Genomic DNA, 20058 nt, shown 5'->3' with positions numbered 1-20058 from the left:
TGCGATCAGGCGCCGAAGCCGCCGTCGACGTTGAGCACGGTGCCGGTCACGAACGAGGCGTCCGGGCTCGCCAGGAACACGACGCCGGCGGCAACTTCCTCCGGCCGGCCGAAACGCTGCAGCGCGTGCTGCAAGCGTTGCGTCTCGGCAAACTCGCCGCCGTCCTTCGGATTCATGTCGGTGTCGATCGAGCCCGGCTGCACCACATTCACCGTGATGCCGCGCGGTCCGAGGTCGCGCGCTGCGCCCTTGGTGTAGCCAACGACGGCGGCCTTGGTGGCGACGTAGTCGGCAAGACCCGGGAACGAGGCGCGGTCGGCCAGCATGGAGCCGACGGTGACGATGCGGCCGCCTTCACCCATCAGCTTCGAGGCGGCGCGGATCGCGGTGATCACGCCGTCGATGTTGATCGCTTCCTGGCGGGCGAGCGTGGTGGTATCGGCCTTGGGATCGTCGACCGCACCGCCGGACGCGACGCCGGCGTTGTTGACGAGGATGTCGAGCCGGCCAAAATCCTTGGCGACGGTCTTCACCAGCTGATCGACATCGGATGACGAGGCCTGGTCGGCCTTGTAGGCGCGGGCGTTGATGCCCTTGGCCTTCAGTTCAGTGACGACGGCCTCGGCCTTCTCGGGAGAGGCGACGTAGCTGATCGCGACGTTGGCGCCTTCCGCAGCGAGCGCGCGGGCGCTCGCCGCGCCGATGCCGCGCGAGCCGCCGGTGACGAGGGCAACCTTGCCGGAGAGCTTCTTGGTCATTGGATTTCTCCATCGATTGAATTTGCGATTGAATTTGATGGCACTTGGATATGCCTCCGGCTGTGGTATAGAAATAGAAACTATTGAAACTCATTGTTTCCAAACTGAGCAATCGGGACAGCTGCCAATGGCGAAACTTCCGGACTTCGAGGCGCTCGCGATCTTCGCAAAAGTCGTGGAGTTACGGTCGTTTGCGGCGGCCGCGACCGAGCTCTCGTTGTCCAAGGCGACGGTGTCCAAGGCGGTCAGCCGGCTCGAGGAGCGGCTCGGCGCGCGGCTGTTCAACCGCACCTCGCGGCGGCTGGCGTTGACCGATGCCGGCCAGAAATTGTCGGAGCGGGCCGCGCGGCTGTTGGCCGACGGCGAGGCCGCCGAGAACGAGGCTCTGGCGCAATCGACCACGCCGCGCGGCCTGGTGCGGCTCGCGGTGCCGATGAGCTTTGGCATCAAGACGGTGGCGCCGCTGCTGCCGGAATTCATGGAGGCGTATCCGGAGGTCGCGATCGACCTGCATCTCAGCGACGCGACGGTCGATCTGATCGGCGAGGGCTTTGACGCCGGCCTGCGCATCGCGCGGCTGCCGGATTCGTCGCTGATCGCGCGGCGGCTGTGCGGCATGCCGCGTTACACGGTGGCCGCGCCGTCCTATCTGAAGCGCAACGGCCGGCCGACCCATCCGATGCATCTCGCCGAGCACAAATGCTTCGGCTACGCCTATCTCTCGACCCAGGGCGTCTGGCACTACACCAACGCGTCGGGCGAGCAGGCGAGCGTGCGGCCCGCCGGTCAGCTCAGGGTCAACAATGGCGAGGCGGTGATGCCGGCGCTGCTGGCCGGCCTCGGCATCGCCGATCTGCCCGACTTCATCGTCGGCGATGCGATCGCAAGCGGCGAGGTCGAGGTGATCCTGAAGGGCTGGAAGCAGCCCGAGGGCGCCGTGCATCTCGTCACCCCGCCCGGCGGTCCGCGGCCCGCCCGTGTCGAGGTGCTCGCCGATTTCCTCGCCCGGCATTTCGCCAAAGGGCGCGCGCAGCGCAAATAGAGAGCCGCGCCCAGCGGAAATAAAGCGGCACGCTCAGCGGAGATAGAACTCCGCACGCGGACCGGCCGAAGGCCGTGTGATCCGTCACATTCGTGTCATCCCTTTTAAATTGTATAACTTATGTGAACTAACCCACGATCGTGGGCTGGCGCGATCGTCTATTGCTGCGTCCTGAACCGGTGTTGCCGCAAAGCGCATTTTCGGAGGAACCAGATGATTGACCTGACCAAGCATGATTTCACGTCATTGTCGGTGAAGGACCTGCTCGATGCCCGCGAGGCCTATCACGTGCATCTGGCCCATCTGCAGTCGGTCTACGCGACCGCGATCGGCCGCTATCTGATCCGCGACAACGATCGCAATGCAACGGAAAGAAAGGCCCACTCCAAGCCGCAGGCGCTCGGACCGCGCACGCTGTTCAATTCGTCGGTCAAGGATTGGTCGTGGCCCTGCATCCTGGTCTTTGTCCGCGACTGGATGAAGCGCTCGGAGCTGAAGAACCATCCGGAGAAGCAGGATCAGCTGGTGCCGCCGTTCCTGTACCTGCCGGATGGCCGTGTCGTGCCCACCTGATGGTCAAGGTCGATCCGAACGAGGAAAGCCCCGGCACCGTCGACCCGCCGGTGTTCAAGAGCGATCTGGTCGGCGGCGGCTTTCCGGTTCAGACCACGATCCAGGGCAAGATCCATCGCGGCTCGATCGGCTGCCTCGTCACCAACGGCGAGACGGTGTTTGCGTTGTCCAACCGTCACGTGGTCGGCGCGGCCGGACGGGAGATCTTCGCCGGCTTCAAGAACACGGACCGTCGTCTCGGGGTCAGCGATACGCTGCAACTCGGCAAGCGCGCCTTCAGCGAGGTCTATCCCGGCTGGCCCGGCTCGCGCGTGGTGGCCAATCTCGATGCCGGACTGATCCGCGTCGATGACGTCAAGGGCTGGACCGCACAGGTCTACGGCGTCGGCCAGGTCGGCGACGTCGTCGATCTCAATGTCGGCACCTTCCGTCTCGACATCATCGACCAGCCGCTGATCGCCTTCGGTGCGACCAGCGGCTTGATGAAGGGCAAGATCGTTGGCCTGTTCTATCGCTACAAGACCGTCGGCGGCCTGGAGTATGTCAGCGATTTCGTGATCGGTCCGCGCGACGGCGACACGCCGCTCAACAACTATCCCGGCGACTCCGGCACGGTCTGGTTTCTCGACGATCCGGACGCGAAGAAGAACGCCGGCGGCGCGCGCATCCTCAGCCCTGTGGCGCTGGAATGGGGCGGCCAGGAATTGTTCGGATCGGGCGGCAAGGTTCCGATGCAGGTCGCGCTCGGCATCTGCATGGCAACGCTGTGCCGCGAACTCGACGTCGAATTGATCGGCGACTGGAATGCCGGCCATACCGAGTATTGGGGCGAATGGGGACACGTCAAGATCGGCGCCTACGCGACCGGCCTGATCGATGCGAAGCTTCCCAAGCTCGCCACCATGATGGAAGCCAACTCCGACAATATCGGCCTCGACGACAAGCTGCTCCAAGACCTCAAGCCGCATCAGAAAGGCACGTTCTCGCCGCTGGCCGACGTCGCTGATTTGGTCTGGCGCTTCACCCGGCACACCGACGAGAGCAACCATTTCGCCGACATGGACAAACCGGGCAGCGACGGCAAGACGCTGCTCGATCTTTGCGCCGAATCCACGCGCAACGTCGATCCGAAGGTCTGGAACGACTATTACCAGGGGATCGGCGAGGACCGGCGCGGTGCCTTGCCGTTCCGGGTCTGGCAGATCTTCGACGAGATGGTCGAGTACGCCGCCGCCAACCGGAAGCTGGAGTTCGTCTGCGCCGCCGGAATTGTCGCGCATTACATCGGCGATGCCTGCCAGCCGCTGCACATCTCGCAATTCCACCACGGCCTCGATCCGAGCGACAAGTCGCACGCCAAGGTGCACAGCGTGTACGAGACCACGATGATCGGCCGCCACGGCAAGGATCTCATCAAGATGATCCCCGATGCCAGGACCAGCGACGTCGCGGAGATTGCGCCGGGCGGAACGCCGACCGGGCGCGACGCCGCGGTCGCCGTGGTCGCGCTGATGCAGCGAACCGTCAAGCGGCTGCCGCCGATGACCATCGTGAACCTGTTCAACTCGCATATGGGCAGCGGCCAGGTCGAAACGCTGTGGTCCAAGCTGAAGGATGCGACGGCGGCCTGCATGCAGGACGGCGCGAAAACCCTGGCCCGGGTCTGGGAAGCCGCTTGGCGCGCCGGCGCCGGTGAGGACCGCGGGCAGGGCGGCAAGTTCGACCAGGACAACCTGAGCAAGCTCTACAATGATCCGAGCTTCCTGCCGGCGTTTCCGCTTCAGCAACTGACACTGGATGCCGACGATCACATCGTTCCGATCGGGGGCAGCGGCGGCGCACGGCGCCGTAGCGCAACCACGGCCCGGCGTGCGCGCCCGCAAGCAGCGAAGAAGGCGGTGAAGAAAGGGGCCAAGAAAGCAGCCAGGAATACGGCCAGGAAACCGCTCAAGAAGGCGGTGGCGCGCAAGCGTCCGGCTGCAGCCGCTCCGGTCCGCCGCGCCGCCGTCAGCAAGAAGACCGCGACCAAGCGCGGCGCGGCCAGGAAGCGATCCGTCGCAAAGACGCGGAAGGCGTCGCGCAAGCGCTAGGACCTAATCTGGCAGGCCTCCCTCGTCGGTCAGGCCGCATCTGATGTGGCGAGCGGGACGCTTGAGATCGGCGTCCCGCTCCTGCACCATGCGGAACAGCCGCGGCTTTAACCGCGGCATCGCGATCGGCTGCGATCGCCAAAAAAGACGACTGGGGAGAAACTCTCGATGAACCGCCGCGAACTCCTGCGCGCCGCTGCCGCTTTGCCGCTCGCGCACACTGCGCTTGCCAAGTCCGCCTTCGCGCAAGCCGCTTATCCCAACCGCAACATCACGATGATCGTGCCGTTTCCAGCCGGCGGCCAGGCCGATCTCGCGGCGCGTCCGGTGGCGCTGGCGCTCGAGCGGATACTCGGCAAGTCCGTCATCGTCGACAATCGCGCCGGCGGAGCGGGCGGATCGATCGGTAATGCGCAGGCCGCGCGTGCCGAGGCGGACGGCTATACGCTGTTGATGACCTTGTCCTCGCTTGCGGTGCTGCCGGAGGCCGACCGGCTGTTCGATCGTCCGATTGCCTACGAAGTGTCGCAGTTCGCGCCGGTCGCGCGCGTACTCGCCGACCCGACGCTGCTGGCGGTGCCGGCCTCGGCGCCGTGGACAACGCTGCAGGAGTTCGTCGACGACGCGAAGAAGCGCCCGGGACAAATCCCGTACGGCTCGTCCGGCCCCTACGGCACGCTGCATGTCGCGATGGAGATGTTCGCAGCGAGCGCAGGCATCAAACTGCTGCACGTGCCGTTCCGTGGCGCCGGTCCCGCGCTCACCGCGCTGCTCTCCGGCACCGTGCAGGCATTGGCGTCGGCGCCGGGCACGCTCAAGCAGCAGGTCGAAGACGGCAAGATGCGCGTGCTCGCCAATTGGGGCGCCGAGCGGATCGCGAGTTTTCCCGATCTGCCGACCTTCAGGGAACTCGGCTACAAGGACGTCGAGTTCTACATCTGGGCTGGATTGTTCGCGCAGGCCGCGCTGCCGGCGCCGATCATGACGCGCCTGCGCGCGGCGATGGCCGACGCGGTCAAGGCGCCGGAGGTGATCAAGACCTTCGAGACCGCGGGCAGTCCCGTCGCCTATCTGGACGCGCCGGAGTTTTCAAAATTTGTTGCAGACGACAGCGCGCGGTTGATTGCGGCGGTGAAGAAGATCGGCAAGGTCGAATAGGGAACCTGGCTCCCTTCGTCTTCACATTTAGTTGTCCGCGCGAACGATCCTTGGCCGCATTCATTTGCCAGCCTCAGGCAAATCGCCGCGTGGAACCCGCGCGTGCGCGGATCAAATCGAACAAGGGCACTGGGCATGCAGACGGAGCGGATTGTCCTGAGCTTAGCGATCGCGATCGGCGGCCTTGCCGCCGCAACGCCTGCGTCGTCGCAGGAGTATCGCGGCACCTGGGAACAGCAGATGGCGTGCACGCCCGACGTGATGCGCCTGTGCAGCGATCAGATTCCCGACACCAACCGGATCGTCGCCTGCCTGCGGCAGAACACGGCGCTGCTTGGCAGTTCCTGCCGGGCGGTGTTCGAGTCGAATGCGCAGCAGACGCAGGGGCGCGCGCCTCAGCCGCAGATGCAACAGCGGCAGCGCGCGCCGCAGCAGATGCAGCCGGCCCCGCTCGCGCCGCCGCGGTCGTCGCCCGACTACGATGAAGACTAGTTCTGGGGCATGATCCGGAAAAGTGTGAAGCGGTTTTCCGAACAGATCATGCCCTGGCAAGAAGCTAAAGCGCGATGACGATTCAGCTCGTCGCGCTTTAGGGACTGACGTCTGCCTGGGACCGGACTTCGCAGACGTCGACCCATTCCGCCGCGGTCAGCTCTGCCATCCTGTCGGGCGTGATGCGCACCGCGCTGTGGGTAGAGCCTGCGGCCGGCACCACGACATCGAATGCCTTCAACGACACATCGCAATAGACCGGCAGCGGCGTTTTCAGCCCGAACGGGCAGACGCCGCCGACCTCGTGGCCGGTGATCTCGGCGACTTCGTCGAGGCCGAGCATCTTCGGCTTGCCGCCGAACGCCGCCTTCACCTTCTTGTTGTCCATCCGCGCCGTGCCGCTGGCGACGATCAGCACCACGCGGTCGCCGACCCACAGGCTCAGCGTCTTGGCGATCCGCGCCGGCTCGGCGCCATAGGCCTCCGCCGCCAGCACGACGGTCGCGGAGCTCTGGGTGGATTCGATCACGGAAATTTCGGGCGCCTTCTCGGCGAAGAAGGCGCGGACGGAGGCGAGACTCATACGGTTCAGGACCTTGCAGACACCAGGGCAGGGAGTTCGGAGAGACCGTGGATCCGGTGATCGGGCACGACGCCGAGCTCGTCCATCTGGGTACGCAGCGTCTTGAACATCGTCAATGGGGCGACCGTCTCGCTCTCGACGCAGGCGAGCGCCATCGCTTCCGGCGTCACCCGTTCGATCCAGGCGACGGTGAGGCCGAACGCCTTGGCGCCGCAGGCGTCCCACGGGTTGGAGGAAATGAACAGGACTTCCGCGGGCGGCACTTTCAGCACCTCCTCGATCAGCGTGTAGGCCTCGGGCGCCGGCTTGAACACCTTGTGGCAATCGACGCTGATGGTCGCATCGAGCAGGCGGTCGAGCCCCGAATTGCGCACCAGCGCATTGAGCATGTCAGGGCTGCCGTTGGAGAGGATCGCGAGCTTCTTGTCCTTCATCGCCTCGAGGGCTGCGACCGCATCGGGATAGAGCGCGAGATGCTGATACTTGTCGATGATACGGGCGAACGTCGCTGCGTCATATTGCAGGCCGAGGCAGCGCAGCGTGTAGGTGAGCGAGTCGCGGGTGACCGCGGCGAAATCCTGGTAGCGCCGCATCAGCGAGCGCAGCCAGGAATATTCGAGCTGCTTGAGGCGCCAGATCTGCGTGATGATGTCGCCATAACCGGGGAACGCATCCTCGGTGACATCGGCCACCGACTGGACGTCGTAGAGCGTGCCGTAGGCGTCGAACACGATTGCCTTGATGGTCATTGAGTTTTCTCTTGTCCGCCAATGGTCGCATACAGGAATTTCCTGACAGCGTCGATGGACTGATCGAGGACCTGCGCGTTGAATTCGAGGTGATGACCGAGCAGCCGCCCCGGCGTGCGATATTGCGGCACGTCAAAATCGTGATGGGCGCCGGGATAGACGATCAGCTCGATCGGATAGCCGAGGCCCTGCTGGCGCGAGATGCCGTCATCGTCGCGGCCTTCCGCCAGGTTCCGGCACTCTTGCGCCGGCGTCCAGTCGTCGAGTTCGCCGACCATGATCAGGGTCGGCACGGTCATGTTGCCCTTGATGCCGAGGCAGCGCGGATAGAAGGCGACGGCGGCGCGGAATTTTTCCGTCGCGTTGACCTCGATCGCGCCGCGCTCGACCGACAACAATGCGAGCCAGCCGCCTTGCGAAAAGCCGATCACGGCAATGCGTGTCGGATCGACCAGGGATTGCCGGCTCAGGAAGCTCAGTGCGCGATAGGCGTCGTGAACCGTTGCGGCCGGGACACCGCCGGTGCAGGTGTCGCTGATGCCGCGCGGGCCGAACCGGTCTACGGTGAGCGTGACATAGCCCCACGCCGCGAGCCGTTTGCCCCAGCGCTCGTCGAGTTCCCGCCACTGCCCGCTGCAGCCATGCAGCAACACCACGGCGGGCAGGAGACCCGTTCGTTCCGGCCGCCGCAACAGGCCCTGCAGCGGCTGCGCGCTCGCAAGCGGGCTTTCGAACTCGACCAGCACGGAAGGCGCTTCGGCTGCCGCCGCAGGCTTGCCGCCCGCGCTCCCGATCAGGAGCACGGCGAGGACGGTGGCAAGTCCGGCGCAGTTCGTCATCGGCCGCCCCGCAAGCTGCAGCCGATGATACTCCCTTAAATACCCAAAATCTTGCGCGCGTTGGCTTTCAGGACCTTGGGGCGGATCTCCTCGCGGATGTCGAGTTTTGCAAAATCGGCGAGCCAGCGGTCCGGCGTGATGACAGGCCAGTCGGAGCCGAACAGCATCTTGTCCTGCAGGATCGAGTTGATGTAGCGCACCAGGATCGGCGGGAAATATTTCGGCGACCAGCCCGAAAGGTCGATGTAGACGTTCGGCTTGTGGGTGGCGACCGACAGCGCCTCTTCCTGCCAGGGGAAGGAAGGGTGCGCGAGGATGATCTTGAGGTCGGGGAAGTCGGCCGCGACGTCGTCCATGTACATCGGGTTGGAGTATTTCAGCCGCATCCCCATGCCGCCTGGCATGCCCGAGCCGACGCCGGTCTGGCCGGTGTGGAACAACGCGATCGCGCCGCCCTCGTTGATCGCTTCATAGAGCGGATAGGCCATGCGGTCGTTGGCGTAGAAACCCTGCATGGTCGGGTGGAATTTGAAGCCGCGGACGCCGTATTCCTCGATCAGCTTGCGCGCCTCGCGGACGCCGAGCTTACCCTTGTGTGGGTCGATCGAGACGAACGGGATCAAGACGTCGAGATGATCGGAGGCAATCTCCAGCATCTCTTCATTTTTATAGCGGCGGAAGCCGGTCTCGCGCTCGGCATCGACCGGAAAGATCACCGCGGCGATGTTCTTGGCGCGGTAATAGGCCGCGGTCTCCGGCACCGTCGGCGGATGCTTGTGCGGCGATTTGAAGTAATCGGCCATCTGCGCCTGGAAGTCGTCATAGCCGTCGTCGCCATGCATGCCGCACGGCTCCTCGGCATGGGTGTGGATGTCGATGGCTGTGACCTTTTCGATGTCGGGCAGTTTGAGCTTGGGCATTGCGGTTTCCCCGGCGGCCGGTTTGTTGGTGATGGAAAATAATTATATGATATAACGATTTTCGCAAGCGGTCTGCATTGGGAAAGCCGGACGCGCGAGGCTGGGTCGCAGCCGCAAACTCCCGGTCCGTGGCGCGGGCTTCAGCCGGGTGCGAACGCACGATTCGCCCTCGCTCCGCTGACGACATGATGTGACGGCGGACGGGATCGTGGTACAGGATAATCGTGCTTGCCGCCGTTTCCGGAGCGATCTCAATGGTATGGCTGGCAGCCAAAGGCCCGTTCCATGCCGGGCACGGGCCGAAAATCGGCCCGTCTCGGTTGACATTTAACGGTCCGATGGCTTAGAAGGCGGCCGTCCCGGGCGGCTGGCCGCTTGTAGGGGTAAATCCCATTTTGCCACCTTTCGGCATTGATCAGGCACGGCCTCCAACACGGGCCTTTCGAAGTAACAGGATTGTCCCATGAAGGTCCGTAACTCGCTGAAGTCGCTGCGCGGCCGCCATCGCAACAACCGTCTGGTCCGCCGCAAGGGCCGCGTCTACGTGATCAACAAGGTCCAGCGCCGTTTCAAGGCGCGCCAGGGTTGATTTCGGCGCGGATCGGCCCGCTGCGCTGATCCAACACATCTCTTTCACAGGTCTTTGACGCCGTGCTGCTTTGCAGTGCGGCGTTGTGCGTCTAGACTTCGGTCATGGGATTAAACTTCGGATTTAAGTTCCTTGGCCCTTTCCTTGGCCCCACCAATCGCCGGCTGGCGATCCTGATCGCCGCCCTTTTGGCCGGACCTGTTTTGACTTTGCCTGTCGCGGCCGCCGCGCAGGACGATCCCCGGGTGGTCCCGCCGCCGCGGGCCCAGAAGAAACTGCCGGAAGCGCCGACCAAGCTGCCGAAGGTGCCGGCCGACCGCACCCGCGGGCTGGATTTCCTGTTCGGCGCGCTGAAGGCCGCGCCCGATGAGGACAGCGCCCGCCATGTCGAGGCGCGGATCTGGGCGCTGTGGCTGCAAACCCCGAGCGATACCGCGGCGTTGCTGATGGTGCGCGCCAAGGCTGCGATCGACGCCCAGAACATCGATGTCGCGCTGCAGCTGCTGGACGCGGTGATCAAGCTCCGGCCCGACTATGTCGAGGCCTGGAACCGGCGTGCGACGATCTACTATTTGAAGAACGACTACGTCCGTTCGCTCGCAGACCTGCAGCAGGTGCTGACCCGTGAGCCCCGCCATTTCGGCGCGCTGGCGGGTGTCGGCATGATCATGCAGGACATGGGCGACGAAAAGCGCGCCCTGGACGCCTTCCGCAAGGCGCTGGCTGTCGATCCCTACCTCGAGAAAGTGCCGCAGATCGTCAAGCAGCTGACCGAGAAGGTCGAAGGCCGCGACATCTGATTGCGTGCAATTGATCGTGATCGCGGTCGGATGGCCGCGAATCGGCACGTGACTCGCGAGCTGGCATTTGCCCGCGATACGGTCCGGCGCAGGAGGCTAGTGCAGGAATTTTCCGCGGGACGCGCAGTCCTCGGCCACGGCAGCATAGAATTGCTGAAGCTCCGCTTCCAGGTGCTCATTCACGAGCAACAGCGCCTTCAGCGCACCGCGTAGGTCGCCATTGCAGCTCGCCACGATCTGATCGATGGCCGCATCGCTAGGGTCGGAAATCATGGTACTCCTCCGATTACTTCCCGTTGAACTCGTCGTGCGGACGCAGGTTCCCGTGAATCTTGTGCACAAGCCAAGAAGCGTTTTCCGGTGGCGTCCCGGTTTGGATGAAGCCTCGCGTCTGATGGCGAAATTGCCACCGCCAAACTATGAAATTACTAATGACGCAGGTATGAACCCGCTATCCACAGGCTGGGCGTGCTGTGGACAACTTCGCCGGGCGCGCGACCCGGAAAATCGACAATTGGCTTTCCGGACAAAAGCATGCTCGGGAGGACGCAAATCCAGTACCGGGCGAAACCTGACTTTGGGTACCTCGTAGTTTCCAGGTGCCCAACACCCTTCGGATCCCCTCGATGTTAACCGCGATCATCGCGCTGGCGGCCGCAGGGCTGGCGCTGGCCCTGGCAACGCAAATCGGCGTCACGCTGATCCAGCGCGCCTTTCCGCCTCAGGGCCGCATGATCGATGTTGCCGGCGCGCGGCTGCATGTCGTCGAGCTCGGCCCGCGCGATGCCGCGGGGCCGCCGGTCGTGCTGCTGCATGGCGCGAGCTCCAACCTCCGCGCGATGCAGCCGCTCGGCGATCGCATCGCAAGGACGCGCCGGGTGATCCTGATCGACCGGCCGGGCCATGGCTGGAGCACCCGCGAGCGCGTCGCGGATTCGACGCCCGCGGTCCAGGGCCGGATGATCATGGAGGCGCTGACCAGGCTCGGCATCGACAGGGCGATCGTGGTGGCGCATTCCTGGGCCGGCGCGCTCGGCCTGCGCATTGCGCTCGATCATCCGGACCGCGTCGCGGGCCTCGTGCTGCTGGCCCCCGTCGCCTATCCGTGGCGCGGCGGCGCCGGCCGCTACAATGACGTGATTTCGACGCCGCTGATCGGGCCGATGCTGGCGCACACGGTCACGCTGCCGCTCGGTTATCTCGTCGCCAATTCAGGCTCGCGCGGCGTGTTCGCGCCGCAAGAGATGCCGGACGATTTCGTCCGCGACAGCGCGACATTGCTCCTGCTGCGCCCGCGCGAGTTCATCGCCAATGCACGCGACCTCGTCACGCTGAAGGCCGCCGTCGTCGAGCAGGCGCCGCGCTACGCGGAGATCAAGGCACAGGTCACAATCATTGCGGGCGACGTCGACAAGACGGTCTCGACCCGCATCCATTCGCGGCCGCTTGCAGCCACGGCGCCGAACGCCAAGCTCATCGTGATGCCGGGCGTTGGTCATATGGTGCAGTACGCTGTGCCCGATCTTGTGGCGTCCGAGGTCGAGGCGGTGGCGGGCAAGTTGGTCCAACCGGCAGCAGCAAAGGACAAGACCGCCCCCGCGAATCTGTGATCGGCTAAGGCTTGCGCGGGTCCATCGCGCCGAACATCATGCGGCCGCGCGGTTCTTCAGATCTCACCCAAAGGATAAGCCCCATGCGGATCGACAACGTCGCCGACCTCATCGCTGAAACCCTTGCCCAGGCCGGCGTGAAGCGCATCTACGGTGTCGTCGGCGACAGCCTCAACGGCCTCACCGAGGCGTTGCGCAAGCGCGGCACGATCGACTGGCTGCATGTGCGCCACGAGGAGGTGGCCGCCTTCGCCGCCGCCGCCGAATCCCAGATCACGGCAGGCCTTGCGGTGTGCGCGGGCTCCTGCGGCCCGGGCAATCTCCATCTCATCAACGGCCTGTTCGACGCGCATCGCAGCCGCACCCCTGTGCTGGCACTGGCGGCGCAGATCCCTTCGGCCGAGATCGGCGGCGGCTATTTCCAGGAAACCCATCCGCAGGACCTGTTTCGCGAATGCAGCCACTATTGCGAGCTGGTGTCGGATCCGTCGCAACTGCCTTACATGCTGGAGAACGCGATCCGCGCCGCGGTCGGCAAGCGCGGCGTCGCCGTGCTGGTGCTGCCGGGCGACGTCGCGATGCGGCCGGCACCGAAGCGCGACATCGCGCCGAATGCCGGCCTGCTGCCGCCGGCACCGGTGGTGCGTCCGGCCGAACCCGAATTGAACGCGCTGGCGGCGCTGCTCAATGGCGCCAAGCGCGTCACGCTGTTCTGCGGCCGCGGCTGCGCCGGCGCGCATGACGGTCTGCTCAAGCTCGCCGAGACGCTGAAGAGCCCGATCGTGCATGCTCTCGGCGGCAAGGAATATGTCGAATACGACAATCCGTATGACGTTGGCATGACAGGCTTCATCGGCTTCTCCTCCGGCTACGCCGCGATGCATGGTTGCGACGTGCTGCTGATGCTGGGCACCGACTTTCCCTACAAGCAGTTCTTCCCGACCGGCATCAGCATCGCGCAGGTCGATCTCCGTCCCGAAAATCTCGGCCGCCGCTGCAAGCTCGACCTCGGCATCGTCGGCGACGTCGGCGAGACCATCGCCGCGCTGCTGCCGAAGCTCACGGTCAAGACCGACCGCAAGTTCCTCGACGCCAGCCTCGCGCATTACATGGATGCCCGCGCCGGGCTCGACGATCTGGCCCGCGGCAAGCCCGGCTCGAGGCCGATCCATCCGCAATATCTGGCGCGCCTGCTCAGCGAGCAGGCCACCGAGGATGCGGTGTTCACCGCCGACGTCGGCACGCCGACGATCTGGGCCGCGCGCTATCTGAAGATGAACGGCCGCCGCCGGCTGATCGGCTCCTGGGTCCATGGCTCGATGGCCAATGCAATGGCGCAGGCGATCGGCGTGCAGGCGGCGCAGCCCGGCAGGCAGGTGGCGTCGATGTCCGGCGACGGCGGCTTTGCCATGCTGATGGGCGATTTGATCACGCTGACGCAGGCCAAGCTGCCGGTGAAGGTCGTGATCTTCAACAACAGCGTGCTCGGCTTCGTCGCGCTGGAGATGAAGGCCGCCGGCTTCATCGAGACCGGGGTCGACCTGAAAAATCCCGACTTCGCGGCGATGGCCCGCGCCATGGGCATTCACGGCGTCAGGGTGGAGGATCCCGGCGAGCTCGAGGGCGCGATCCGCAACGTGCTCGCGCATGACGGCCCGGCGGTGCTCGACGTCGTGACCGCGACGCAGGAATTGTCGATGCCGCCGACCATTACGCTGGAGCAGGTCAAGGGCTTCAGCCTGTGGGTGCTGCGCGCCGTGATGAGCGGCCGCGGCGACGAGGTGGTCGATCTCGCCAAGACCAATCTGCTGCCGCGCTAGCTCGAGCATGATCCGGAAAAGTGCGAAGCGGTTTTCCGAAGAGATCATGCTTAAACAAGAATCTAAAGCGCGATGACGATTCAATCTGATCTCATCGCGCTTTAGGGTTGATCTCCGTCGCCCCGTTCTTGCGTCGGCTCAACCTAGATTCGGCGCAGGCACGCCGCGCTGAAAGGCTAAGAGGTCGAGTGAGGGCGGCTCGCCGCCGGTCAGGATTGAGCAGCACGCATGCGCCTGGCCGCGGTGGTGGGTCTGATGATTGAAGAGATGCAGCAGGATATCCTGCCGCGGCTGGCGATAGGGTTTGCCCGACGTTGTCTGATAGGCGATGGGCTCCATGAGGTCGGCGCCGGCATAGCCTTCGACCAACTCATTCAAGCGCGCATCCTCCGCCATCCGGGCACGAAGAAGATCGCGGCGATCGTCGTGCAAAATCGCGTCCAGGCGATCCGGATGCTCGCCGGTGCCGGTCAATCGCTTCAACCATATCCGATCCGTCAGCAGCAAATGATTGAGCGTCCCGTGCAGGCTGCCAAAGAACACGCCGGTTGAACGGCGATAGGCTTCCTCGGGCAGTTCAAGCGCGGCGCCGTAGAGCCGCAGGTTGGCCCAATGATTATAGGCCGCGAGCTGCCGGAAGTTTTCGGTTCCCATCTTGCTGTCCTGTTCGAAACGATAGCGGATGATAACTTGCCCACATCCCTCAATTGGTGAAAATATCTCACCAATCAGGAGGACTCGATGGGACGGTCGGTTCAACCATCGGCGCGTGCACTCACAGCGCTCTCGCTGTTCGCCACGCTCGGCACCCTGACCGAGACGGCCGAACAACTGGGCGTTACCCGGTCGGCGCTGTCGCACCGGATTGCCGAATTGGAAAAGCGCCTCGGCGTGGCATTGGTGAGAAAAGTCGGCCGGCGAATTTCGCTGACCGAGGACGGCGAACGATTGCTCGCCAGCATGGGCGACGCGCTCGACCGGTTGGAGGCGGCGGTTGAACCATTTCAACGTTATCGCGGGCAGATCCGTGTAAGCACGATCGCAACCTTTGCGTCTCACTGGTTGATCCCGCGCATTTCGCAATTTCAGGCGCGGCATCCCCTGATCGAGGTCGCTATCTCTACAACGACGAGAGCTGTCGACCTTGAAAAGGAAGACATGGATTGCGCCATCCGCCACGGCCGCGGGGCGTGGAAAGGGCTTTCCTCGACGCTATTGTTCCGGGAAACCCTGATGCCCGTTGCCAGACCTGATGTCGTGGGCCGTGCCGCGACGAGCGCCAAACCGGCAAATTCTGCAAAGACAAATTTTGCAAAGATCTGGCACGGCACACCACTGATTAGGGCCCGATCGCGATTCGCGGATTGGTCGATCTGGCAACAGCACGATGGTACGCTGACCAAACGGCGGATCAAATGGTTGACGGTGGAAACCCGCGCGCAGGCGCTCGATGCCGCAATGGCAGGCGCCGGCGTTGCGTTGATGGATATGGCCTATATTACGACGCCCGTGGACGAAGGCAGGCTCGAGAAGCTCGCGGAACGTCCCCTGCAACTCCAGACCGGCTACCATTTTGTAAACGTGCCCAACGCCCGCACCCTGCACCTGCTGAATCATCTGCGCGACTGGGCCGTGGAGGCGGCGCGGCCGTTTCGGACGGCGTAACGCGCCAAACAAGCTCCGCGTGATCTGGCGGAGTCTGATGTAGGGTCGAGGACCCTGGGGAACTCGACGTCGTCACCGCGACGCAGGAACGGTCGATGCCGCCGATTATCACGCTGAAGCAGGTCAAGGGCTTCAGCCTGTGGGTGCTGCGCGCCGTGATGAGCGGCCACGGCGACGAGGTGGTCGATCTCGCCAAGACCAATCTGTTATCGCGTTGATCGCGGCAACGGCGCCCGCCCTGGGAGTCGCGCAGGGCGGACGCCGGCCAATGGGGTCGATTACTTCGGCTTGCCATCCTTGTCGAACGACGACACGTAGGCCCAGAGGTTGTTGGCCTCGGTCTCGTTCTTGACGCCGGCGAACGCCATCTTGGTGCCGGGGATCTTGGCCTTCGGATCCTTGATGTATTCGAGGAAGGTGTCCTTGTTCCAGGTGATGCCGGAATTCTTGTTGGCGTCGGAATAATTGTAGTCCGGCGCGGAGCCGGAATGGCGGCCGTCGAGGCCATTGAGCTCGGGGCCGACCTTGTTCTTGGCGCCTTCGCCGATCGCGTGGCAGGCGAGGCATTTGTTGAACGAGGTCTTGCCGGCGGCGGCATCCTGCGCCAGCGCGGAGGATGCGGAGGCCAGCGATGTGACGACCGCCAGCGCGCTCAAGGTCTTTAGGTTCATGGGGTTCTCTTCGTTTCGTCCCGGGGGTAGTGTTTGGTTTGTGGCATGTCCGGCTTGGACAGGACAAGCCACGAAACTTTGACAGGTTTCATGGCCGCCCGCTTGTCCCAGAGAGAACTCGCCATTGCGGGGCGGGGCAATCCGACCTTCGGCCGGTTGACTGAAACAGGTGCAGAATTGATTGATTTGTCGTAACAAAATCGGCGAAGGGCAAAAGCCCTTCGAGGGAACAGCGATGTCCATCATGATGCCGGCGGCCGATCAGGCCGTCCTTGCCCGCCGCACTGAGATCGTGGCCGCCTTGCGCGCAATCGTCCCTGGCGAGGGCGTGATCGACAGCGCCGCCGAGATGCTGGCCTATGAATCCGACGGCCTGACCGCCTATCGGCAGCCGCCGATGGTCGTGGTGCTGCCCGATACGTCAGAGCAGGTCGCAAAGGTCCTCAAATATTGCCACGGGCAGGGCATCAAGGTGGTGCCGCGCGGCTCCGGCACCTCGCTGTCCGGCGGCGCGCTGCCGCTGGCCGACGGCGTGCTGCTCGGGCTCGGCAAGTTCAAGCGGATTCGCGAGATTGACTTCGACAACCGCGTTGTTGTCACCGAGCCCGGCGTCACCAACCTCGCGATCAGCCAGGCGGTCGCCCATGCCGGCTTCTATTACGCGCCCGATCCGTCGTCGCAGATCGCCTGCTCGATCGGCGGCAATGTCGCGGAAAATTCCGGCGGCGTGCACTGCCTGAAATACGGTATGACCACCAACAACGTGCTCGGCTGCGAGATCGTGCTGATGTCGGGCGAGATCCTGCGCATCGGCGGCAAGTCGGCCGAGAATGCCGGTTACGATCTGATGGGGATCATCACCGGCTCCGAGGGGCTGCTCGGCGTCATCACCGAGATCACGGTGCGCATCCTGCAGAAGCCGGAGACCGCGCGCGCGCTGATGGTCGGCTTCGCCGAGGTGGAAGCCGCCGGTGAATGCGTGGCTGCCATCATCGGCGCCGGCATCATCCCGGGCGGCATGGAGATGATGGACAAGCCCGCGATCCACGCCGCGGAAGCCTTCGTCCATGCCGGCTATCCGCTCGATGTCGAGGCGCTCCTGATCATCGAGCTCGACGGTCCCCAGATCGAGGTCGACGAACTGATCACGCGGGTCGAAACCATCGCGAAGGGCTGCGGCTCGGTGACGCTGCAGATTTCCAACTCGGAGGCCGAACGCAATCTGTTCTGGGCCGGCCGCAAGGCGGCGTTCCCCGCCGTCGGGCGCATCTCGCCGGACTATCTCTGCATGGACGGCACGATCCCGCGCGGCGCCTTGCCGAAGGCCTTGGCGCGGATCCGCGATCTCTCGGAGAAATACGGCCTCGGCGTCGCCAATGTGTTCCACGCCGGCGACGGCAATCTGCACCCCTTGATCCTCTACGATGCCAACAAGCCGGGCGAGATCGAGAAGGCGGAGGCGTTCGGCGCCGACATCCTGCGCTGCTGCGTCGAGCTCGGCGGCGTATTGACCGGCGAGCACGGCGTCGGCATCGAGAAGCGCGACCTGATGCCGGAGATGTTCACCGAGATCGACCTCAACCAGCAGCAGCGGCTGAAATGCGCGTTCGATGCGGAGGGCCTGCTCAACCCCGGCAAGGTGTTTCCCACCCTGCACCGCTGCGCCGAACTCGGCCGCGTCCATGTCCACGCCGGCAAGCTGGCATTTCCGGATATCCCGCGGTTCTAGTAGCGTCTCAGCAGGCCCAGCGCCGCGCTGGTCTCGCCATAGTCGGCGCAGGCCCCTTCCGGGTCTTTGATTAACTCCGCCCGGACTCGTTTGAACGTTTTGCCGGCCACTTCGGTCACCTCGGGGCGGAATTTACGCGGATCGTAGTCATTGCCGTCGTTGGCCTTGATGGCTGCGTCAAAGGCGCCGATCATAGCCATCGCGGCGTTGGGGCTGCCGAGAAGTCTGGCGCCGAGTTGAACGCCGCCGGCGCCATCGGCCTCATAGCCGGTGCATCGTTGTTCGAGCACCGCGGCTGCGGTGACGAGCTGGTCGAGGAACGTCGCCTCCGCGTCGGTGAGCATTTGGGCGCGCGCCTGTCCTGGTGCGATCATCGCAAGCAGTGCGATGGCTGGCAGTTTGATCTTCATGGTCGTTCTGCCTGCGGCCGTTGAGCCGTGATCACGGGGTTGCCGAGTTACGATGACGCAAGTCTGTTCCTTCGGGCATCAGGAGATGTATCAGCCGCGAGGCCGGTCGAAACAATTCGACGGATCGCGCTCACCAGCCGATAACCTTAACCGATGCTTGCCGCGATGGCCGTCAGGGCCCATCGCGCGTCGCCGCAATTTGCAGCCGGCACCGTTTACACGGCCTTAGACTGTTCCTCGGTATTTTCCCAAGATGCATGTCTTCGGCAACACATCGATGCCCAGCCTGGCCGATCAGCTGGCGCTTTCGCGCAATCGGCCCGCAGGGTTCGACTACATGCGGATTGCGCTGGCGGTGTCGATCATCGGCCTGCACAGCCTCAACGTGACGCTCGGGCTCGGCCGGGCGCTGGAGATCCAGAGCACGCTTCGCATCGGCGTCGCGATGATCCTCGCGCTGTTCTTTGCCCTGAGCGGCTTTCTGGTGACGGCGAGCCTGTTGAGGTGCAAGAGCCTGATTTCCTTCCTCGGCCTGCGCGTGCTGCGGATCGGACCGGCGCTCGCGGTCGAGACCACGCTGTCGGCCGTCATCATCGGTTCGCTCTTCACCGAGCTGCCGTTGGCGCAATATCTCGCCGACCCGAAATTCCACGCCTATTTCCTCAATATCGTCGGCGACATCCATTACGAACTGCCGGGCGTATTCCTGCACAATCCGCTGCCTGAGTTGGTGAATGCCCAGCTCTGGACGGTGCCGTATGAATTGTGGTGCTACGTCATCCTGGCGCTGCTCGCGGTGACCACGATTTGCTTCAACAGGGTGGCGTATCTTGTGTTCATGGTGATCACCCAGATCGGGCTCGCCGGCTACGACATCTACCGCTGGGACGAGGTGCCGATCCAGCTTCGCCCGCATCTTCTGGTGTTCTGCTTCCTCGCCGGCGTCGGCTTCTATCTCTGGCGCGACAAGGTGCCGTTCAACCGGACCGCCTGCCTGTGCGCGCTGGTGCTGTGTGCCGCCGCGATGGCCACTGGGCGCGGCGACGCGCTGGCGCCAGTGCCGGCCGCCTATGTCGCGTGCTATCTCGGCCTGATGAACCCGCGGCGGAGCTGGATCGTCTCGTCGGGCGATTACTCCTACGGGCTCTATCTCTATGGCTTCGTCATCCAGCAGTGCATTGCGACCTTCGGTCCGGGCGTTCAGCACTGGTATCTGAACATCCTGATCAGCCTGCCGCTCGCCTTCGGCGTCGCCGTTGCGTCCTGGCACCTGGTCGAGAAACACGCGCTCCGGCTCCGCGGCCAGGTCGAGAAGCTCGAGGCGGCAGCGCTGGCGCGGAGCTCGATCATAGGCTTCTGGCGCCGCTCGCCCGAGCGGGTCGAGTTGCGCGCAAGGCTCGGCAACAGCAGCGCATCGATCTGATCGGCGTGCGCGGGAAGGATTTGAGCTTCGGTTCTGATTGAATCAGAACCGAAGCTCTGGCTTCTTGTTTTGACGCGTTTTCTTCACGCGAACCGGTGTCCACTTCGCTCGAAAACGCTTAGCCTCCTCCCCGCGGC

At 64.3% G+C, this 20058-nt stretch carries 21 protein-coding genes and 1 pseudogene; 13 read left to right on the top strand and 9 right to left on the bottom strand.

Features of this window, described 5'->3' with window-relative positions; all coding sequences use genetic code 11:
* Nucleotides 1-5: 5 nt before the first annotated feature.
* Nucleotides 6-758, bottom strand: a complete 753-nt coding sequence (locus tag K359_RS0110310) for an SDR family NAD(P)-dependent oxidoreductase (protein WP_029079271.1) — start codon at nt 756-758, stop codon at nt 6-8.
* 127 nt (nt 759-885) lie between these two features.
* Here K359_RS0110310 and K359_RS0110305 point away from each other — a divergent pair, with 127 nt between their 5' ends.
* From K359_RS0110305 to K359_RS0110285, 5 genes are all read left to right on the top strand, one after another.
* On the top strand, nt 886-1800 hold the full coding sequence (locus K359_RS0110305) for a LysR family transcriptional regulator (RefSeq protein WP_029079270.1): 915 nt from the start codon (nt 886-888) through the stop codon (nt 1798-1800).
* 213 nt (nt 1801-2013) lie between these two features.
* Nucleotides 2014-2373: a hypothetical protein gene (locus K359_RS57200; protein WP_051346078.1), complete on the top strand. Its 360-nt coding sequence runs from the start codon at nt 2014-2016 to the stop codon at nt 2371-2373.
* The gene (locus K359_RS63240; protein ID WP_051346077.1) at nt 2373-4463 is read left to right on the top strand and encodes a hypothetical protein; all 2091 of its coding nucleotides are present in this window, start codon (nt 2373-2375) and stop codon (nt 4461-4463) included. The genes K359_RS57200 and K359_RS63240 overlap by 1 nt, the downstream gene beginning before the upstream one ends.
* 168 nt (nt 4464-4631) lie before the next feature.
* Nucleotides 4632-5621, top strand: coding sequence for a tripartite tricarboxylate transporter substrate binding protein (locus tag K359_RS0110290; protein ID WP_029079269.1), 990 nt, complete (start codon nt 4632-4634; stop codon nt 5619-5621).
* A gap of 135 nt (nt 5622-5756) precedes the next feature.
* Complete coding sequence (locus K359_RS0110285; RefSeq protein ID WP_029079268.1) at nt 5757-6113, top strand: hypothetical protein; 357 nt, start codon at nt 5757-5759, stop codon at nt 6111-6113.
* A 97-nt stretch (nt 6114-6210) separates the two neighbouring features.
* Here K359_RS0110285 and K359_RS0110280 read toward each other — a convergent pair whose 3' ends face one another.
* Genes K359_RS0110280 through K359_RS0110265 form a run of 4 tightly spaced genes read right to left on the bottom strand, consistent with a single transcriptional unit; the run spans nt 6211 to nt 9204 of the window.
* Nucleotides 6211-6696 (bottom strand): YbaK/EbsC family protein, encoded by a 486-nt coding sequence (locus K359_RS0110280; protein WP_029079267.1) that lies wholly within the window; start codon nt 6694-6696, stop codon nt 6211-6213.
* 5 nt (nt 6697-6701) lie between these two features.
* On the bottom strand, nt 6702-7445 hold the full coding sequence (locus K359_RS0110275) for a haloacid dehalogenase type II (protein ID WP_029079266.1): 744 nt from the start codon (nt 7443-7445) through the stop codon (nt 6702-6704).
* Entirely contained in the window at nt 7442-8284 is an 843-nt protein-coding gene (locus tag K359_RS0110270; RefSeq protein WP_029079265.1) for a dienelactone hydrolase family protein, read from the bottom strand. The genes K359_RS0110275 and K359_RS0110270 overlap by 4 nt, the downstream gene beginning before the upstream one ends.
* Before the next feature lie 35 nt (nt 8285-8319).
* Nucleotides 8320-9204, bottom strand: coding sequence for an amidohydrolase family protein (locus K359_RS0110265; protein ID WP_029079264.1), 885 nt, complete (start codon nt 9202-9204; stop codon nt 8320-8322).
* Nucleotides 9205-9667: 463 nt separating this feature from the next.
* Here K359_RS0110265 and ykgO point away from each other — a divergent pair, with 463 nt between their 5' ends.
* Both ykgO and K359_RS0110255 read left to right on the top strand, forming a co-directional pair.
* Complete coding sequence (gene ykgO, locus K359_RS0110260) at nt 9668-9793, top strand: type B 50S ribosomal protein L36 (RefSeq protein ID WP_002718645.1); 126 nt, start codon at nt 9668-9670, stop codon at nt 9791-9793.
* A 104-nt stretch (nt 9794-9897) separates the two neighbouring features.
* A complete protein-coding gene (locus K359_RS0110255; RefSeq protein WP_245284564.1) occupies nt 9898-10593 on the top strand; it encodes a tetratricopeptide repeat protein in 696 nt (231 codons plus the stop codon).
* A gap of 96 nt (nt 10594-10689) precedes the next feature.
* Here K359_RS0110255 and K359_RS63235 read toward each other — a convergent pair whose 3' ends face one another.
* Nucleotides 10690-10866 (bottom strand): hypothetical protein, encoded by a 177-nt coding sequence (locus K359_RS63235; RefSeq protein WP_165126306.1) that lies wholly within the window; start codon nt 10864-10866, stop codon nt 10690-10692.
* A 353-nt stretch (nt 10867-11219) separates the two neighbouring features.
* Here K359_RS63235 and K359_RS0110245 point away from each other — a divergent pair, with 353 nt between their 5' ends.
* Together K359_RS0110245 and poxB are read left to right on the top strand one after the other, a co-directional pair.
* Nucleotides 11220-12203 carry an alpha/beta fold hydrolase gene (locus K359_RS0110245; protein WP_035976403.1) on the top strand — a complete coding sequence of 328 codons (984 nt, stop codon included), beginning with the start codon at nt 11220-11222 and terminating at the stop codon, nt 12201-12203.
* An 83-nt stretch (nt 12204-12286) separates the two neighbouring features.
* Nucleotides 12287-14023, top strand: a complete 1737-nt coding sequence (gene poxB / locus K359_RS0110240) for a ubiquinone-dependent pyruvate dehydrogenase (protein WP_029079261.1) — start codon at nt 12287-12289, stop codon at nt 14021-14023.
* Nucleotides 14024-14161: 138 nt separating this feature from the next.
* Here the strand turns inward: poxB and K359_RS0110235 are convergent, their stop codons facing one another.
* Nucleotides 14162-14677 (bottom strand): DinB family protein, encoded by a 516-nt coding sequence (locus K359_RS0110235; protein ID WP_051346075.1) that lies wholly within the window; start codon nt 14675-14677, stop codon nt 14162-14164.
* An 87-nt stretch (nt 14678-14764) separates the two neighbouring features.
* Here K359_RS0110235 and K359_RS0110230 point away from each other — a divergent pair, with 87 nt between their 5' ends.
* Both K359_RS0110230 and K359_RS65760 read left to right on the top strand, forming a co-directional pair.
* A complete protein-coding gene (locus K359_RS0110230; protein WP_029079259.1) occupies nt 14765-15688 on the top strand; it encodes a LysR substrate-binding domain-containing protein in 924 nt (307 codons plus the stop codon).
* A gap of 41 nt (nt 15689-15729) precedes the next feature.
* Nucleotides 15730-15906: pseudogene (locus K359_RS65760) on the top strand (ubiquinone-dependent pyruvate dehydrogenase); the annotation flags it as partial.
* Nucleotides 15907-15966: 60 nt separating this feature from the next.
* Here the strand turns inward: K359_RS65760 and cycA are convergent.
* Nucleotides 15967-16359 (bottom strand): cytochrome c-550 CycA, encoded by a 393-nt coding sequence (cycA, locus tag K359_RS0110220; protein WP_029079258.1) that lies wholly within the window; start codon nt 16357-16359, stop codon nt 15967-15969.
* 235 nt (nt 16360-16594) lie between these two features.
* Here cycA and K359_RS0110215 point away from each other — a divergent pair, with 235 nt between their 5' ends.
* Nucleotides 16595-18088, top strand: a complete 1494-nt coding sequence (locus tag K359_RS0110215; protein ID WP_029079257.1) for an FAD-linked oxidase C-terminal domain-containing protein — start codon at nt 16595-16597, stop codon at nt 18086-18088.
* Here K359_RS0110215 and K359_RS0110210 read toward each other — a convergent pair.
* Complete coding sequence (locus K359_RS0110210; protein ID WP_029079256.1) at nt 18085-18498, bottom strand: hypothetical protein; 414 nt, start codon at nt 18496-18498, stop codon at nt 18085-18087. The genes K359_RS0110215 and K359_RS0110210 overlap by 4 nt on opposite strands.
* Before the next feature lie 277 nt (nt 18499-18775).
* Between K359_RS0110210 and K359_RS0110205 the strand changes: the two genes are divergently transcribed.
* Nucleotides 18776-19921: an acyltransferase gene (locus K359_RS0110205; protein ID WP_029079255.1), complete on the top strand. Its 1146-nt coding sequence runs from the start codon at nt 18776-18778 to the stop codon at nt 19919-19921.
* Nucleotides 19922-20058: the final 137 nt, after the last annotated feature.

It is taken from the genome of Bradyrhizobium sp. th-b2, from assembly GCF_000426785.1.
Lineage (GTDB): Bacteria > Pseudomonadota > Alphaproteobacteria > Rhizobiales > Xanthobacteraceae > Bradyrhizobium > Bradyrhizobium septentrionale.
This window is presented reverse-complemented; position numbering and strand designations above follow the sequence as displayed.

What these genes read in the sequence shown, in the direction of transcription:
- K359_RS0110310 (WP_029079271.1), bottom strand. Translation starts at nt 758, where the DNA reads ATGACCAAGAAGCTCTCCGGCAAGGTTGCCCTCGTCACCGGCGGCTCG.
- K359_RS0110305 (WP_029079270.1), top strand. Translation starts at nt 886, where the DNA reads ATGGCGAAACTTCCGGACTTCGAGGCGCTCGCGATCTTCGCAAAAGTC.
- K359_RS57200 (WP_051346078.1), top strand. Translation starts at nt 2,014, where the DNA reads ATGATTGACCTGACCAAGCATGATTTCACGTCATTGTCGGTGAAGGAC.
- K359_RS63240 (WP_051346077.1), top strand. Translation starts at nt 2,373, where the DNA reads ATGGTCAAGGTCGATCCGAACGAGGAAAGCCCCGGCACCGTCGACCCG.
- K359_RS0110290 (WP_029079269.1), top strand. Translation starts at nt 4,632, where the DNA reads ATGAACCGCCGCGAACTCCTGCGCGCCGCTGCCGCTTTGCCGCTCGCG.
- K359_RS0110285 (WP_029079268.1), top strand. Translation starts at nt 5,757, where the DNA reads ATGCAGACGGAGCGGATTGTCCTGAGCTTAGCGATCGCGATCGGCGGC.
- K359_RS0110280 (WP_029079267.1), bottom strand. Translation starts at nt 6,696, where the DNA reads ATGAGTCTCGCCTCCGTCCGCGCCTTCTTCGCCGAGAAGGCGCCCGAA.
- K359_RS0110275 (WP_029079266.1), bottom strand. Translation starts at nt 7,445, where the DNA reads ATGACCATCAAGGCAATCGTGTTCGACGCCTACGGCACGCTCTACGAC.
- K359_RS0110270 (WP_029079265.1), bottom strand. Translation starts at nt 8,284, where the DNA reads ATGACGAACTGCGCCGGACTTGCCACCGTCCTCGCCGTGCTCCTGATC.
- K359_RS0110265 (WP_029079264.1), bottom strand. Translation starts at nt 9,204, where the DNA reads ATGCCCAAGCTCAAACTGCCCGACATCGAAAAGGTCACAGCCATCGAC.
- ykgO (WP_002718645.1), top strand. Translation starts at nt 9,668, where the DNA reads ATGAAGGTCCGTAACTCGCTGAAGTCGCTGCGCGGCCGCCATCGCAAC.
- K359_RS0110255 (WP_245284564.1), top strand. Translation starts at nt 9,898, where the DNA reads ATGGGATTAAACTTCGGATTTAAGTTCCTTGGCCCTTTCCTTGGCCCC.
- K359_RS63235 (WP_165126306.1), bottom strand. Translation starts at nt 10,866, where the DNA reads ATGATTTCCGACCCTAGCGATGCGGCCATCGATCAGATCGTGGCGAGC.
- K359_RS0110245 (WP_035976403.1), top strand. Translation starts at nt 11,220, where the DNA reads ATGTTAACCGCGATCATCGCGCTGGCGGCCGCAGGGCTGGCGCTGGCC.
- poxB (WP_029079261.1), top strand. Translation starts at nt 12,287, where the DNA reads ATGCGGATCGACAACGTCGCCGACCTCATCGCTGAAACCCTTGCCCAG.
- K359_RS0110235 (WP_051346075.1), bottom strand. Translation starts at nt 14,677, where the DNA reads ATGGGAACCGAAAACTTCCGGCAGCTCGCGGCCTATAATCATTGGGCC.
- K359_RS0110230 (WP_029079259.1), top strand. Translation starts at nt 14,765, where the DNA reads ATGGGACGGTCGGTTCAACCATCGGCGCGTGCACTCACAGCGCTCTCG.
- cycA (WP_029079258.1), bottom strand. Translation starts at nt 16,359, where the DNA reads ATGAACCTAAAGACCTTGAGCGCGCTGGCGGTCGTCACATCGCTGGCC.
- K359_RS0110215 (WP_029079257.1), top strand. Translation starts at nt 16,595, where the DNA reads ATGTCCATCATGATGCCGGCGGCCGATCAGGCCGTCCTTGCCCGCCGC.
- K359_RS0110210 (WP_029079256.1), bottom strand. Translation starts at nt 18,498, where the DNA reads ATGAAGATCAAACTGCCAGCCATCGCACTGCTTGCGATGATCGCACCA.
- K359_RS0110205 (WP_029079255.1), top strand. Translation starts at nt 18,776, where the DNA reads ATGCCCAGCCTGGCCGATCAGCTGGCGCTTTCGCGCAATCGGCCCGCA.